The organism is Corynebacterium sp. KPL2861, assembly GCF_040225475.1.
Lineage (GTDB): Bacteria > Actinomycetota > Actinomycetes > Mycobacteriales > Mycobacteriaceae > Corynebacterium.
This window is the reverse complement of sequence record NZ_JBEHFW010000009.1, coordinates 1-13,362: the sequence shown is the minus strand read 5'-3', so window position 1 is coordinate 13,362 and position 13,362 is coordinate 1. Positions and strand designations below refer to the sequence as shown.

Annotated in this window: 16 protein-coding genes; 6 read left to right on the top strand and 10 right to left on the bottom strand. The window is 57.7% G+C overall.

Features of this window, described 5'->3' with window-relative positions:
• Positions 1–118: 118 nt before the first annotated feature.
• The 4 genes from ABRP84_RS08320 to ABRP84_RS08305 all read right to left on the bottom strand — a co-directional run bounded on the left by ABRP84_RS08320 (position 119) and on the right by ABRP84_RS08305 (position 5,823).
• Positions 119–1,819: an ABC transporter family substrate-binding protein gene (locus ABRP84_RS08320; protein ID WP_349853305.1), complete on the bottom strand. Its 1,701-nt coding sequence runs from the start codon at positions 1,817–1,819 to the stop codon at positions 119–121.
• 147 nt (positions 1,820–1,966) lie between these two features.
• Positions 1,967–3,850 (bottom strand): ABC transporter ATP-binding protein, encoded by a 1,884-nt coding sequence (locus ABRP84_RS08315; RefSeq protein ID WP_349853303.1) that lies wholly within the window; start codon positions 3,848–3,850, stop codon positions 1,967–1,969.
• Positions 3,847–4,839, bottom strand: a complete 993-nt coding sequence (locus tag ABRP84_RS08310; RefSeq protein WP_349853302.1) for an ABC transporter permease — start codon at positions 4,837–4,839, stop codon at positions 3,847–3,849. Before ABRP84_RS08310 ends, ABRP84_RS08315 begins: the two co-directional genes overlap by 4 nt.
• Positions 4,840–5,823, bottom strand: coding sequence for an ABC transporter permease (locus tag ABRP84_RS08305; protein WP_005276890.1), 984 nt, complete (start codon positions 5,821–5,823; stop codon positions 4,840–4,842). It abuts the gene before it with no gap.
• A gap of 347 nt (positions 5,824–6,170) precedes the next feature.
• Here ABRP84_RS08305 and ABRP84_RS08300 point away from each other — a divergent pair, with 347 nt between their 5' ends.
• Complete coding sequence (locus tag ABRP84_RS08300; protein WP_349853301.1) at positions 6,171–6,869, top strand: hypothetical protein; 699 nt, start codon at positions 6,171–6,173, stop codon at positions 6,867–6,869.
• Here the strand turns inward: ABRP84_RS08300 and amaP are convergent.
• From amaP to ABRP84_RS08270, 6 genes are read right to left on the bottom strand one after another with little or no spacing between them, the layout of a single operon-like run.
• Positions 6,858–7,433, bottom strand: a complete 576-nt coding sequence (gene amaP / locus ABRP84_RS08295) for an alkaline shock response membrane anchor protein AmaP (RefSeq protein ID WP_023025173.1) — start codon at positions 7,431–7,433, stop codon at positions 6,858–6,860. The genes ABRP84_RS08300 and amaP overlap by 12 nt on opposite strands.
• Entirely contained in the window at positions 7,426–7,992 is a 567-nt protein-coding gene (locus ABRP84_RS08290; protein WP_023025174.1) for a DUF6286 domain-containing protein, read from the bottom strand. Before ABRP84_RS08290 ends, amaP begins: the two co-directional genes overlap by 8 nt.
• Entirely contained in the window at positions 7,985–9,115 is a 1,131-nt protein-coding gene (locus tag ABRP84_RS08285) for an Asp23/Gls24 family envelope stress response protein (protein WP_349853300.1), read from the bottom strand. Before ABRP84_RS08285 ends, ABRP84_RS08290 begins: the two co-directional genes overlap by 8 nt.
• Positions 9,115–9,309, bottom strand: coding sequence for a hypothetical protein (locus tag ABRP84_RS08280; RefSeq protein ID WP_023025176.1), 195 nt, complete (start codon positions 9,307–9,309; stop codon positions 9,115–9,117). The genes ABRP84_RS08285 and ABRP84_RS08280 overlap by 1 nt, the downstream gene beginning before the upstream one ends.
• A 2-nt stretch (positions 9,310–9,311) precedes the next feature.
• Complete coding sequence (locus ABRP84_RS08275) at positions 9,312–9,659, bottom strand: Rossmann-fold NAD(P)-binding domain-containing protein (RefSeq protein ID WP_023025177.1); 348 nt, start codon at positions 9,657–9,659, stop codon at positions 9,312–9,314.
• A 5-nt stretch (positions 9,660–9,664) separates the two neighbouring features.
• A complete protein-coding gene (locus ABRP84_RS08270) occupies positions 9,665–10,144 on the bottom strand; it encodes an Asp23/Gls24 family envelope stress response protein (protein WP_005276899.1) in 480 nt (159 codons plus the stop codon).
• Between the two features lie 711 nt (positions 10,145–10,855).
• On the opposite strand from ABRP84_RS08270, the gene rpsJ reads away from it, so the two are divergent.
• The 5 genes from rpsJ to rplB form a co-directional block, all read left to right on the top strand.
• Positions 10,856–11,161 carry a 30S ribosomal protein S10 gene (rpsJ, locus tag ABRP84_RS08265; RefSeq protein ID WP_003848085.1) on the top strand — a complete coding sequence of 102 codons (306 nt, stop codon included), beginning with the start codon at positions 10,856–10,858 and terminating at the stop codon, positions 11,159–11,161.
• 23 nt (positions 11,162–11,184) lie between these two features.
• Complete coding sequence (gene rplC, locus ABRP84_RS08260) at positions 11,185–11,841, top strand: 50S ribosomal protein L3 (RefSeq protein ID WP_349853299.1); 657 nt, start codon at positions 11,185–11,187, stop codon at positions 11,839–11,841.
• Positions 11,838–12,491, top strand: coding sequence for a 50S ribosomal protein L4 (gene rplD / locus ABRP84_RS08255; RefSeq protein WP_005281229.1), 654 nt, complete (start codon positions 11,838–11,840; stop codon positions 12,489–12,491). Before rplC ends, rplD begins: the two co-directional genes overlap by 4 nt.
• Entirely contained in the window at positions 12,491–12,793 is a 303-nt protein-coding gene (rplW, locus tag ABRP84_RS08250; RefSeq protein ID WP_005276934.1) for a 50S ribosomal protein L23, read from the top strand. The genes rplD and rplW overlap by 1 nt, the downstream gene beginning before the upstream one ends.
• A gap of 35 nt (positions 12,794–12,828) precedes the next feature.
• Positions 12,829–13,362, top strand: a 534-nt coding sequence (gene rplB / locus ABRP84_RS08245; RefSeq protein ID WP_349853298.1) for a 50S ribosomal protein L2, incomplete at its 3' end; no start/stop codon positions are given.

Genomic DNA, 13,362 nt, shown 5'->3' with positions numbered 1-13,362 from the left:
CTGGGCGGTATCTTATGTCGCTTGGCTAACTGGCTTAGTCGGAGGCGAGCCCCAAAACGGAAAAAGCCTTCCGTGCCTGCGGGCAGGGAAGGCCTTTATCTAGTGAGGGAAGTAGTTATTATTTCTCCCAGCCGATGTTTTCCTTAGGAACGACGGCGAATCCGGGGGCGCCCATGTTGGCGATGCCCTTCTTCAGACCGACCATCTGTGGGCCGTTGGCGTACGGAAGCATGCCATACTCTGAGAAAGCCTCGGATTCGAGCTCATTGATGCGCTTGATCTGCTCATCGCGGGTCGGCAGCTTCTGCATCTTTTCGATCTTCTTGTCGAATTCCTCGGTACCAGTGCCGGACATGTTGAGGGTGGAGTCGCTGGCGTAGGTCTGACCAAAGAATGCTGGGCCGAATGGGTCACTTGCGGCGATACCGGAGAGGAAGAGGTCAAAGTCGCGCTCGCTGGCGATCTTGGAGAAGTCAGAGCTTGGGCGCTCCTCAATCTTCAGCTCGATGCCTGCGTCCTTCAGCATCTTCTGGACAGCAGCAGCGGTGGACTTGTCGACCTCGTCATCGCCGATAAGCACGTAGCGAAGCGAAAGCTTCTCGCCGTCCTTGGCGTAGTAACCGTCATCGCCTTGAGAGTAGCCGGCGTCCTCCAGCAGGCTCTTGGCTTCTTCAACGTCGTACTCGAGTACCTCAGAAAGGTTGTCCTTGTAATCTTCCTGGGTTGGGTAAAGCGTCAGGGAGCCAGGCATTTCCTCTTCATAGCCAAGGCCGTTATAACGGATTTCTGCGAGCTGGTCGCGGTCGATGGCTGCAAATACTGCGTGGCGAACATCCTTATCAGCCAACTGTGGGGCCTTGGAGTTCAAAGTGAACAGGATGCTAGCCGGGCGGGTGGCTGCGCGGACGTCGATGGAATCGCCCATGTCTGCGGCGATGGTGAGGTTATTCTTGGTACCCACGCCGGCGGCGTCGATTTCGCCAGCCTGGAAAGCGTTGATGGTTGCCTGGTCCTCCATCACGCGGTAGCTGACCTTGTCCAGCTTCGGCTCATCGCCCCACCACTTCTCGTTAGGAACGAAGGACACGGTGCCGCCGCGGAAATCGGAGTTTTCGACCTTGAATGGGCCCGCACCGTACTGCGGGTTGAGCTTGCCCAGGTACTCCTTGTCAAACTTCTCGGCGGTATCAATCGCGGGGTGCAGGATGTCGTTAAACAGTCCCTGCCACCATGGATATGGACCCTCGAAGGTGACCACGGCTTCCTTATCGTTCTCACCCTTCTCCACGGATTCGATCAGCTCGTAACCGTCGGTGGAGTTGACCTGGACGTCCATGTCCTTGCCATTGTTGAAGCGCCAGGTGTTCTCGAAAGCGGTCCAGTCAATGGGGGTGCCATCGTTGAAGGTGGCGTCATCGTTGATGTCGTAGGTCACGACGGTCTTGTCGCCTTCGGTAGATTCGTCTACCGAATCCAGGTAGGCAGGGTTTGGGGTGTAGTGACCCTCGCCGTCATAGAGCGCCATTTGCGGGTTATACCAGCTCCATACGGTGCTGGTATCCGTGGTCATGTTGGCGTGGAACTGGTTCTGCTGCTCAGTTAGCTCGGAAAGGGAGAGGGTGAGCTCACCGCCGTCCTTAATCTCATCGCGTTCTTTCTCGTTGTAGTCACCGGTGGGCTTGACGTCGATCTCGAGACCGCCGACAGCCTTGTTGGAGGAGTCGCCACCGTCACCAGAACCCGAGCATGCGGTGAGGGCGAGTGCGGTGGCGGAGAGAGTGGCAACCGTTGCTATGCGGAAGCGACCGAACTTTTTCATGGGGATTACTCCTTGCGTGAGGTGAAGACGAAGTTGGCATAGACGGTCGATTTGGTAACCGCCCACTGCAACTATGTGGCGTACTTTACAATATTTATATTTGTGTCCGCAATCACTTTCTGGAAAGGGTGCGGGGCTATGGGAGGGCTATGCTCGGGACTTTTCCCTGCGTGCGCGGGCAACCTTGGGATCCGGATTCGGGATGGCATCCAGAAGCTTCTTGGTGTAGTCATCCTGCGGGTTATCGAAAATCTCATCCGTCGAGCCGGACTCGACGAACTGGCCCTTGTACATCACCGCAACGCGGTCCGAAAGGTGGCGCACGACGGAAAGATCGTGGGCGACGAAGAGATAGGACAGGCCCAGCTTTCGCTTGAGGTCCTCGAGGAGGTTAATGACACCCGCTTGGATGGACACGTCCAAGGCGGAGACTGGCTCATCCAGCACGAGGACCGAAGGGCGCGTGGCTAGGGCGCGTGCCAAGCCGATGCGCTGGCGCTGGCCGCCGGAGAAGTGGCTAGGGAAGCGGTCCAACTGCGAGGAGTCGAGGCCGACTAGGCCCATGAGCTCATTCACGCGGGCATCAACATCGCCATCAAAGCCCAGCGAGTTGAGCGGTTCCGCAATGACCTCGCGCACGGTCAGGCGTGGGTTGAGCGAGCTCATCGGATCCTGGAAGACGATCTGGATGTCTTTGCGGGCCTCGCGGCGCTCGGAGCCGCTCATGCCATTGGCGTCCTTGCCGTTGAGCACAACGGCCCCTTTTTCTGGGTCCAGATCCATGATCTCCAGCAACGTGGTGGTCTTACCACAGCCAGACTCGCCAACGATGGCCATGCACTCGCCCTCCCGGATATCGAAGGTGAGGCCGTCTACGGCCTTCACGGTCCCCACCTTGCGCTTAATTAGAGCGCCCTTGGTTAGCGGGAACTGCTTGCGCAGATCGTTCACGGCGAGGGTGGTCTTGCGATCCTCGCGGGGAACGTCGGCCAAGACGTCATCGGCAAGCTGCGGCGGCTTGAACATCAGCTCACCGTCGATCTTGCGGTTGTGAATTTCCGGCGCACGCAGGCAGGCGCTGCGGTGGGATACGGATTCGTCCTTGAGTGGAAGCAGCTCCGGCTCGCCGGTCAGGCAAGCCTCCTGCGCTACGGGGCAGCGCGGAGCGAATTGGCAGCGATCCTTCAAGTTCACCAAGACCGGAGGGTTGCCCTCGATGGGGGTCAGGGGCTCCGAGGCCGAGGAATCAGGGCGCGGCGTGGAACCGAGCAGGCCTACGGTATAGGGCATGCGGGGGTTAGAAAAAATGGTGTCGACGTCGCCGTGTTCTACCGGTTGGCCGGCGTACATGACCATGACATCATCGGCGGTTTCTGCCACCACGCCCATATCGTGGGTAATCATGATGGTGGCGGCGCCGGTTTCGCGCTGCGCCACCCGGATGACGTCCAGGATTTGGGCCTGGATGGTGACGTCGAGGGCCGTCGTCGGCTCATCGGCGATGAGCACGCGCGGGTTATTTGCAATAGCAATCGCGATGACCACGCGCTGGCGCATACCGCCGGAAAATTCGTGCGGGAAGGACTTTAGGCGCAGGTGCGGCTCGGGGATGCCCACCAGATCTAGTAGCTCGGTGGCTTGCTTCAGGGCCTTTTTCTTGCCGATGTCCTGGTGGGCCTGGATAGCCTCTACCAGCTGGGACCCAATATCGAAGACTGGAGTCAGCGCGGAGAGCGGATCCTGGAAGATCATGCCGATGCCATTGCCGCGGATGCGGGACATTTCCTTATCAGAAAGCCCGAGGAGCTCGCGGCCATCGAATTTCACGGAGCCTTCAACCTTGGCGTATTCCGGCAGCAGACCCATGATGGACATGGAAGTCACGGACTTACCGGAGCCGGATTCGCCGACGATGCCCAGGGTGCGGCCGGGGTGCAGGTCAAAGCTGACACCACGCACCGCAGAGACGGTACCCGCTTCAGAGGGGAAGCTGACGCGTAAGTCATTGACGGACAAGATAGGCGAAGTCATAGTTTACCTCCGGAATTGGAGTTGGGGTCGAGTGCGTCGCGCAGGTCATCGCCAATAAATGCCATGGAGACGGTCAGCAGCGTCAAGGTAGCGGCGGGGAAGTAGAACTGCCACGGGGCAGATTGCAAGGAGGCGGTGCCGCCCTGCAGCAAGGTACCGAGGGAGACATCGGGAAGCTTTACGCCCAAGCCCAGGAAGGACAGTGCGGTCTCAGAGCCCACGGTACCCACCACGCCGAAGACGAACTGGATGATAAGCAGCGAACCAATATTAGGAATGACGTGGCGGACGATGGTACGCATCTTGGATACGCCCATGTAGCTTGCGGCGCGGACATAATCCTGCTCGCGAACGGTAAGAGCCAGGGACCAAATCACGCGGGCCTGGTACATCCAGCCGAAGGCGATAAGGACGATCATCAAAAGCTTCCAGTCACCGCCGGAGTCTGCCACCACAAGGGCGATGAGCAGGAAGGTCGGGATGGAAAGTAGGAAGTGAATAACGGCGAGAACGGCCTTTTCTGCAAAACCGCCCCACAGTGCCGCGCCACAGCCGATGAATGCCGAAATGACCAACGTGGCAAAGGACACCACGATGGCGATAGTCAGGGACCTGCCAAGACCGTGGATGGTTTGGGCATAGAGGTCATTGCCGGAATCGTTGGTACCGAACCAGTGCTCGGAGCTCGGTGGCTCAGACAGGGCGAGGAAGTCCGGTTCCGTGTAGTCCCACTGGGCAAAGAAATTGCCAAAAAGGGCGGCGAAGATGAGAAAGCCCAGGATGAAAACACCGACGGTGGCTAGCTTGTTGCGGAAGAAGCGGCGGACGTACAGCTTGTACCGGGAAGTACCGCGGGGAACCTCCGGCAGCGTGGCCATGCGCTCGGCTTCCTCATTGCTTAAAGGATCCTCGGAGACGACCTCGGTGCGCGTAGAAACCTCGCCACGGGCCTGTTTCTTGGACATCTTTGGTTCTTTGGGATTTGTCATTTAGCTCACCCTTACTCGTGGATCCAAGGCGACAACAACGAGGTCTGCCAAGACGGCGGACACGGCCGTCATTGCGGCACCGAATGCCGCCACGGCTACCGCGCCATTGATGTCGTTCTTACTGATGGTCTGGATGAAGTACTGGCCCATACCGTTCCAGCCGAAGATGCGCTCCGTCATCACGGCACCGGTGAAGATGCCGGGCACAGAGAAGGCGACGGACGTTGCCACCGGAATGATGGAGGTGCGCAGCGCGTGCTTGCGGATGGCCTGCTGGCGGGTAAGTCCCTTTGCACGTGCGGTGCGGACATAATCCGCATCGAGGTTATCGAGCAGCAGCGTGCGCTGAGTCATGTGGTAGCTGGCGTAGCTGATGATCACCAGGGAAATCGTGGGCAAGACGAGGTGCTGCGCGGAGTCCAGGAGCTTGGGGAAGAATCCCTCGACCCCCAAGGACTTAGAGCCGACGACGTAGAAAATCTTCTTGCCGGTCAAATCGTTGATCTCCAGGGCGGCCCAGACGACGGCGATGGAGGCAACAACCACGTGGGTATTCATTGCAATGATGGAAATTCCCTGCCACACGCGGTCACCGGTCTTGTACTGGCGGGAGGCGGTGTATACACCAACGGCCACACCGATGACGATGGACAGGATGGTGGCCAGCAAGAGCAGCTGTGCGGATACCCAGATGCGGTAGCTGATCTCTTCGTTAACCATCTCACCGACCGGAGATTGTCCCCAGTCCCACTTCGTGAGGATATTGGTCAGCCAAGTCCACCAGCGCTCCAGGAGCGGGGTTTCTGGGCTGAGGTTATAGGGCTCGAGGAGGTTGTTGATTTCCTCATCTGAAAGTGGTGGACGGCGCTCGGTGTAGTTCGAACGCGGGTCCAAAAACGAGGCCGCCAAGAAATAAGCCAAGTTAGTGGCTAAAAAGATCATGAGTAACCAGCCCAAGATCTTTTTGATCAAATACTTTGTCATGGGGAAATTCTCCGTGCGCGGTTAAGCAGGAAACAGTGCGAATAAATATGAAGCCAACGATGGAGTCGTTGTATGTGACCAATCTAATAAGATATAAGCGAGCGCACAATTAACGTAACCCCGTGATGTACATCGCCAATCAAACGACAGGTATTTTTACAGTGTAGTTGTTTAGGGTCCTAAAAAGAAAAATGGGATTCAGCTGCAAGTTTAAAAACCTGAATTGTTCAAAAGCTATAAGAATTGCTTACCTGAAAATAAGTGACAACGGGGGTAACCAATCAACCAATGCGGGGTGTTCCCCCGTGGCTGTATTAGGGCAGAAGGGCTCGGTAGGCTAGTCACTTATGGAAGATCCCACTCGCATTGACCCGACCTTGGCAGCGCTGCGCAAGGCGTGGGAGGGGCAGCCTGATCTGAGCCTGCCTACGCTTTTTGCCTTATTAGCCAACCGGGGCATCGGCTGGGGCGTGAGCGACGCGGAGTTGGTCGCGGAACTTGAGAGGCAGGCCGAAGTTCACCCGCCGTTATTGCCCCTCGAGGAAGGTCGCGTGGGCACAGGTGAGTGGCTCGTGCTTAGCGATGCCCCCATCTGCCGCATCACCGCCGATGCTTCCCGTATCATTGTTCGCCGCGCTAATACGCAGCCGGTGGTGTGGTCATATAGTGCGATTCGGCCAACGGGGCCCGGCCGGCCCTTCGTGGTTACGGACGCTGAAGGCTTTGAACACCGCCTTGGGATCGTCTCCAGCATCATGCGGCTGTCTGAACAGCTACCAGAACTCAGCGGGCTTAAGCGCTACGAGTTGGGAGACTTTGTTTATATCCTCCGTTTCGAGAGTGCGATTGCAGTTCTAGACCACGGACTGCATCTCTTTCAGAAGGAGAATCGGCGGGTGGTTGCCCGCGATTATGCGTGGAAAAGGATAGAAAAATGCCGCCCCGGCGAGGAGCTGGAAGTACTCCTCGAGGGCGGCGATTATGCGCGATTGGGCAAGGTGGTTGAGGTCCTTGTTGCTGAGACCCCAAACCCCTTATTCAGCTAAATCCTTCATCGGCTTAACCTTGGTGAAGTGCAGCTTATAGCTGGTATCCAAGTCAGCGTTTGGGAAAGCCTCCCGGAAGTCGCGTTCATTGGTCTCCACAGCATCAGTCAGTCTCTCCAGCGGGGTATCTGGGTTAGCAACCACCGTGTACTGCAGCGTTGGGCGGGCGCGGTCGTATGCAACCAAGCGGTCTACGCGTTCCACTCCATCGAGCGAGTCCAGATCCTTGGCCACCGCGGTGGCGATGGCGTTCATGGATGCAGAGATTGCTCCTTGTTCATTGGAGGCTGCGGATTCCACATTATTAAAGCGGCGGTGACGCAGGTTCACGACGATGAGCCACAAGCCAATGATGAGCAGCAGGGCAGAGGCGCCAGCCAAGACCCAGACCCACCAATTATTATCGCCCAAAGTGCGCCACGTATCGTGGTCTACCCACTCGGCCAAGTACTCAGCAAATTCCACATTGAAGTTAATGAGGATCGGCCATACACCTAGCGCGATGAGGATAATTCCAAGCAAGCCCAGGAGGATTCGGTCAAAGGTAGCAAGCTTTTTAGACATGATTATCCATCTCCGGAATCTTCTCTACGGCTACGGTGACCTTGGGTGGGTCTGCAAGGACCTCTAAAGCGCGGGTGACAGCCTTTTCCACGCGCCCAGGCAAATCGGCGTCTTGCTCATCGCCATTAACGGTGACCTTCGCGCTCTTGGTATCCGCCGAAGTCTGCGCGGAAGCAACTCCCGGAACACGGCGTGCTGCAGCAGAGCTCAATCGCGCGACATCGACTGGCCGCATCCACATGGAAGCGGACTCGGAAGCGACCTGGGTGTGGGTATTGCGACGGGTCTTTACCGCAGCGAATACAAAGATGAGACCAACCACGATGGAAGCCACGCCAGCCCAGATCATCCACGTCTCTAATTGCTCGGTGGCAATAAGATCAAGGACCGGCTGAACCCACGATTGGGCATTGGCATCTGCTCCGACAAGCCAGGTTTCGCGGACACCCACAATGCCAATGGCAAGCAGAACGAAACCCAGAATTACGGTCCACGTGCGCACTGCAGGAGACGCCTTGGGCCGCTGCCCGAAATGCTCAGGCAAATTCATTTCAGCCATTATTGCCTCCTTGCTCGTGGTACGGGGTAATGGAAATGGCACGCAGCGGCTCAGGCCGTGGCGCATAGACGTGCAACGGGCGCTGGCTAGCTGGCGATACCTCAATGCGCTTTAGCGGTTCCTGACGCGGGGCCTGAACCTTGCGCAGGGACGCGGGCCTAACGGTCCGCACGCGTTGCTCGCTTCGGGAATTGTCGATCTCGATCTTGCGCAGCGGCTGCGGGCGCGGTGGCTGCACCTTGCGCAGGGGAGCCGGGCGGGCAATGCGAACGCGCTTTTTCTGTTCTGAATTGTCGATCTCGATTTTGCGCAAAGGCTGCGGACGGGGAACAGAGACCTTTGCCTTTTTGACAAAGGGGCGTACCTGTCCGCTCGGAAGCAACCTGCCAGGGCGCGGAGCGCGAACGCTGCGTACCTGCTCTGGGCGTGGTTCGACGATGCGACGCGGTTCGTGATCTTCTGGAGCGCTAATTTCTAGCAGCTGGTGGTCTGGAAGAGCAGCGGAAATGCTGCGCACCGATGCTTCTCGCGGCGTATCGACGGAGCGCACTGGCGTGTCACCAGAGGGTGTCGATACTCCGCGAACAGCAACTTCCTTTCCAGAAGAAATTTCGCGGATTTCCGCCTCTTGCGGGGTGTCGACGTTGCGAACCGGGGCTTCTTCCGGAGTCTCGATGCTTCGCACTTCGACCGAGTCCTGAGTAACGGGTTGGGTCACGGTAGAAGGACTGACCTCCGGGGTAAAAGCTGAAGCGGCAGGACGCTGCGCAAGCTGTTCTGCGGTAACCCGGGTATCCGGAACCGACTCACCGACGGTGACATTAACGCGGGTGGTGGAATAGCCGGTATGGGCAGCAATAGCCTCTGAAATGGCGGCACGCGTACTTTCCGCGACTGCGGTAACCGGAGACGGCCACACCACAGCGATGGTCGCGCTCACGGCAGCGACTTCACGCTCTGGATCCATCTGTACCGAAACCCGTGGATAACCGCGTCCGCCAATGCCAGCAAGCTTGGCATCTAAATCTTTTGTGCCAGGCACGCTAGCAATTGCGGCGGTCACGATTCGTTCCATGGTCCGCAGCGAGAAACGCGTGTGGCCCTTAGTGGAACCTTCTGACATTAGCCTTGGCCTTTCTCCTTGCCAATGAGGCCATTCCACACAGCGCTGAGGTCGATGCGGCCATCAAAGTGGGAGCCCAAGAGGCCACCGACGGCAGCAAGCAGCACGGCGAGCAGCGTCCAACCCCAACCTAAGTACAAAAAGAAGGCAAGTAGTAGGCCGATAACAATGCCCAATGTGGTGTAATTCTTCATATCTAATCCTTCGAGGGAGCAGCGGATAAGCCATCTACGGCGTCAGAAAACTCAACGTCGACGCGTTCCAGCTCCGTACATGCCTTGCGGGCGGCCGAGCGGATTTCTTCCGCTAGGCGGTACAGATCAGGCTGCGCACTGATATCAACACGGACGTTGATTTGCAGGTGGCGATCGTCGCGGGGATCGGGCCGGCGCATGCCGGTAACCCTTTCGCCCGGGAAGAGTAGGCTCACCGAGCCGTAGGGTCCGCCGTCAAGGCCCGCGACACCGTTGAGCTTTTGCACCGCTTCCGCAATTGCGTGAGCGTGGCTTACCTCGAGCTCAAATTGTGCTCGGGGTTCAGGCATTGTTCTTATGCCTGGCCCTGGTTCAGTGCAGCCTGCTCTTCAGACTCGGAGTCTTCCTTCGGCAGCTTGACGTTGTGAACAACAACATCAACGCGTTCTACGGTCAGGCCGGTCATGCGCTCGACAGCGTTCATGATGTTGCGGCGGATTGCCTCAGCCAGCTCGTGGATAGCAACACCGTACTCAGCGGTGATGGCGATCTCGATCTTTGCGGAGCCGTTTTCTACCTCTACGTCAACACCCTGGCGTACGTCCTCGGATGCACCGAAGGACTCGCGGATGGTGCCCATCATGCGAGCGCCGCCGCCACCGAGGGAGTCAACGCCGGAAACTTCGCGGGCTGCAATGCCAGCGATCTTGGAAACAACGACGTCATCAATGGTGGTGGTGCCGTACTGAGTCTCCAGGTTGTTGTTTACCTCGCGCTCTTCAGAAGCGGCAACGTTGTTCTCAGAGTGCTTTGCAGGAGTGTTGTTCTCAGACATGGTCTTTAAGGCCTTTCCTTAAATATTGACTTGCATGGTCGCAATATGAAATTGAAGGACCAAGAACCAGCGGTTCAAAATCCTTCCTTGAGCGTACCTACCGCTTAACCACACGTGGGGTCTGGGACAACAATATTTACCAAAACGTGATTATTGGCACTATTGCTGGGATGGTTTGAAAAACACCAGCCCATCGTGCTTAAATACATAGGTTGCTTTAACAGGGCAGCGCGAACCGGTAACGCACCGTCTTAGACACGGTGCATATCGGCGAGACGCTGAGCTGGTAAAGCGAACATGACACCTTCGTTGTCACCGTGGATCAGGAGTTTCCTGAAACACAGACTGGAAGGTCATCCGATCGGGCTAGGTCCGCGCTAGAGCAGAGACACCCCGAGACGATGGACCGGAGAAGGGGCATGGCAAATAAACAGCGGCAGTTAGCGAATAGGACACTCTCCACGTGTAATGCGTGAAAACCGTCCTCTTCACAATACTTTGACTACGGGTCTTGTGCCCCGTCAGGAGCACTGCAGACTGGCATTTGCCATGTGCTGTATCTCTTGGTTGTCATGACAGTCAGACCACTGGCGTTGTGTCAGGCCCCAAGCCCGGACAACGTTATAGAGAAATCGAGAAGCAATTTCCCACCGCTTCACGCCCCGGAAACGCCGGGAATGTGAAAGTGGGGAAGCGAGGAAGAGGATAAGCGTGGCGGGACAAAAGATCCGCATTCGGCTGAAGGCCTATGACCACGAGGCAATCGACGCTTCTGCAAAGAAGATCGTCGAGACCGTTACCCGTACGGGTGCTCGTGTAGTTGGCCCAGTGCCGCTCCCAACCGAGAAGAACGTGTACGCAGTTATTCGTTCTCCGCACAAGTACAAGGACTCTCGCGAGCACTTCGAGATGCGCACGCACAAGCGCCTGATCGATATTCTCGACCCGACCCCGAAGACCGTTGATGCTTTGATGCGCATCGATCTTCCGGCAAGCGTCGACGTGAACATCCAGTAAGCGACTTTGGTGGAGAACTAATAATGAGTGAAAACGAGATCAAGGGCATTCTGGGCAAGAAGCTCGGCATGACCCAGGTCTTCGACGACGAAAACCGCGTTGTTCCGGTTACCGTCGTTGAAGCAGGGCCATGCGTTGTCACCCAGATTCGCACCCCCGAAATCGATGGCTACAGCGCCATCCAAATCGCCTTTGGCGAGATTGACCCACGCAAGGCAAACAAGCCTGAGTCTGGTCACTTCAAAAAGGCTGGCGTAACCCCGCGTCGTCACGTTGCGGAAATCCGCATGGACGACACCTCCGCATACGAGGTTGGCCAAGAGGTCAAGGTAGACATCTTCGAAGACATCACTTTCGTTGACGTCACCGGCCAGACTAAGGGCCACGGCTACGCTGGTGCTATGAAGCGCCACGGCTTCCAGGGTCAGGGCGCAGCTCACGGTAACCAGGCCGCTCACCGCCGCGTTGGTGGTATCGGTGGCGCTGCTACCCCGGGCCGCGTCTTCAAGGGCAAGCGCATGGCTGGCCGCATGGGCCACGACCGCGTGACGACCCAAAACCTGAAGATTCAGAAAGTCGATGTCGAGTCCAACCTGCTGCTCATCAAGGGTGCTATCCCTGGTGCGCGCGGTGGCCTCGTCACCGTTAAGACCGCAGTGAAGGGCGGTGCACACGCATGAGCAACCTCAAGCTAGACGTCCACACCTCCGAAGGTAAGACCAATGGCTCCGTGGACCTGCCGGCTGAAATCTTTGACACCGAGGCATCCGTTGCTCTGATGCACCAGGTAGTCAACGCACAGCTTGCTGCTGCTCGTCAGGGCACCCACGCCACCAAGACCCGCGGCGACGTCCGCGGTGGTGGTCGCAAGCCTTTCCGCCAGAAGGGCACCGGTCGTGCGCGCCAGGGTTCCATCCGTGCGCCGCACTACACCGGCGGTGGCACCGTCCACGGCCCGCAGCCACGTAGCTACGCACAGCGCACCCCTAAGAAGATGATCAAGGCTGCTCTCTTCGGTGCGTTGTCTGACCGTGCTCGCAACGAGCGCATCCATGTCATCGAAGAGTTGGTTCCTGGCCAGAAGCCGTCCACCAAGGCGGCCAAGGCTTTCCTCGAGTCCCTGACCGAGCGCGACAACGTGCTGCTGGTTATCGGCCGCGAGGACATCAACGCCCGTCGTAGCGCTAATAACCTGCCGAACGTTCAGATCTTGGACGCCGGTCAGCTCAACACCTACGACGTTCTCTACTCCGATGACGTTGTGTTCTCCGTTGAGGCGCTACACACCTTCATCACTCGCGCTACCGGCGCGGATAAGGAGGAGAACTAATGGCTAAGATTTCTAACCCGCGCGATGTCATCATCGCCCCGGTTGTATCTGAGAAGTCCTACGGTCTGATGGAGCAGAACGTCTACACGTTCTTCGTCTCCCCAGACTCCAACAAGTCCCAGATTAAAGATGCCGTCGAGCAGATCTTTGACGTGAAGGTCGACTCCGTGAATACCGTAAACCGTGCAGGTAAGCGCAAGCGCACCCGCACCGGCTTCGGTCAGCGTAAGTCCACCAAGCGCGCATACGTGACGCTCCGTGAAGGCAGCGACTCCATCGACGTCTTCGGCGCAGGCGCTTAAGCGCCACCGGAGAGCCGAAAGGAAAAGGAAGAATTATGGCTATTCGTAAGTACAAGCCGACAACTCCGGGTCGCCGCGCATCCTCCGTATCTGAGTTCGACGAGATCACTCGCTCGACTCCGGAGAAGTCCCTGCTGCGCCCGCTGAGCAAAACCGGTGGTCGTAATAACTACGGCCGCATCACCACCCGCCACATCGGCGGTGGACACAAGCGCCGTTACCGTCTGATCGACTTCCGTCGTAACGACAAGGACGGCATTCCGGCAAAGGTCGCTCACATCGAGTACGACCCGAACCGCACCGCAAACATTGCATTGCTGCACTACGTAGATGGCGAGAAGCGCTACATCATTGCGCCGAAGGGCCTGAAGCAGGGTGCTGTTGTCGAGTCCGGCGCGAACGCAGATATCAAGGTGGGCAACAACCTGCCGCTGCGCAACATCCCGACCGGTTCGATCATCCACGCTGTTGAGCTCAAGCCGGGCGCTGGCGCTAAGCTGGCTCGTTCTGCTGGTGCTTCCATCCAACTGCTGGGTAAGGAAGGCAAGTACGCCGTTCTGCGTATGCCG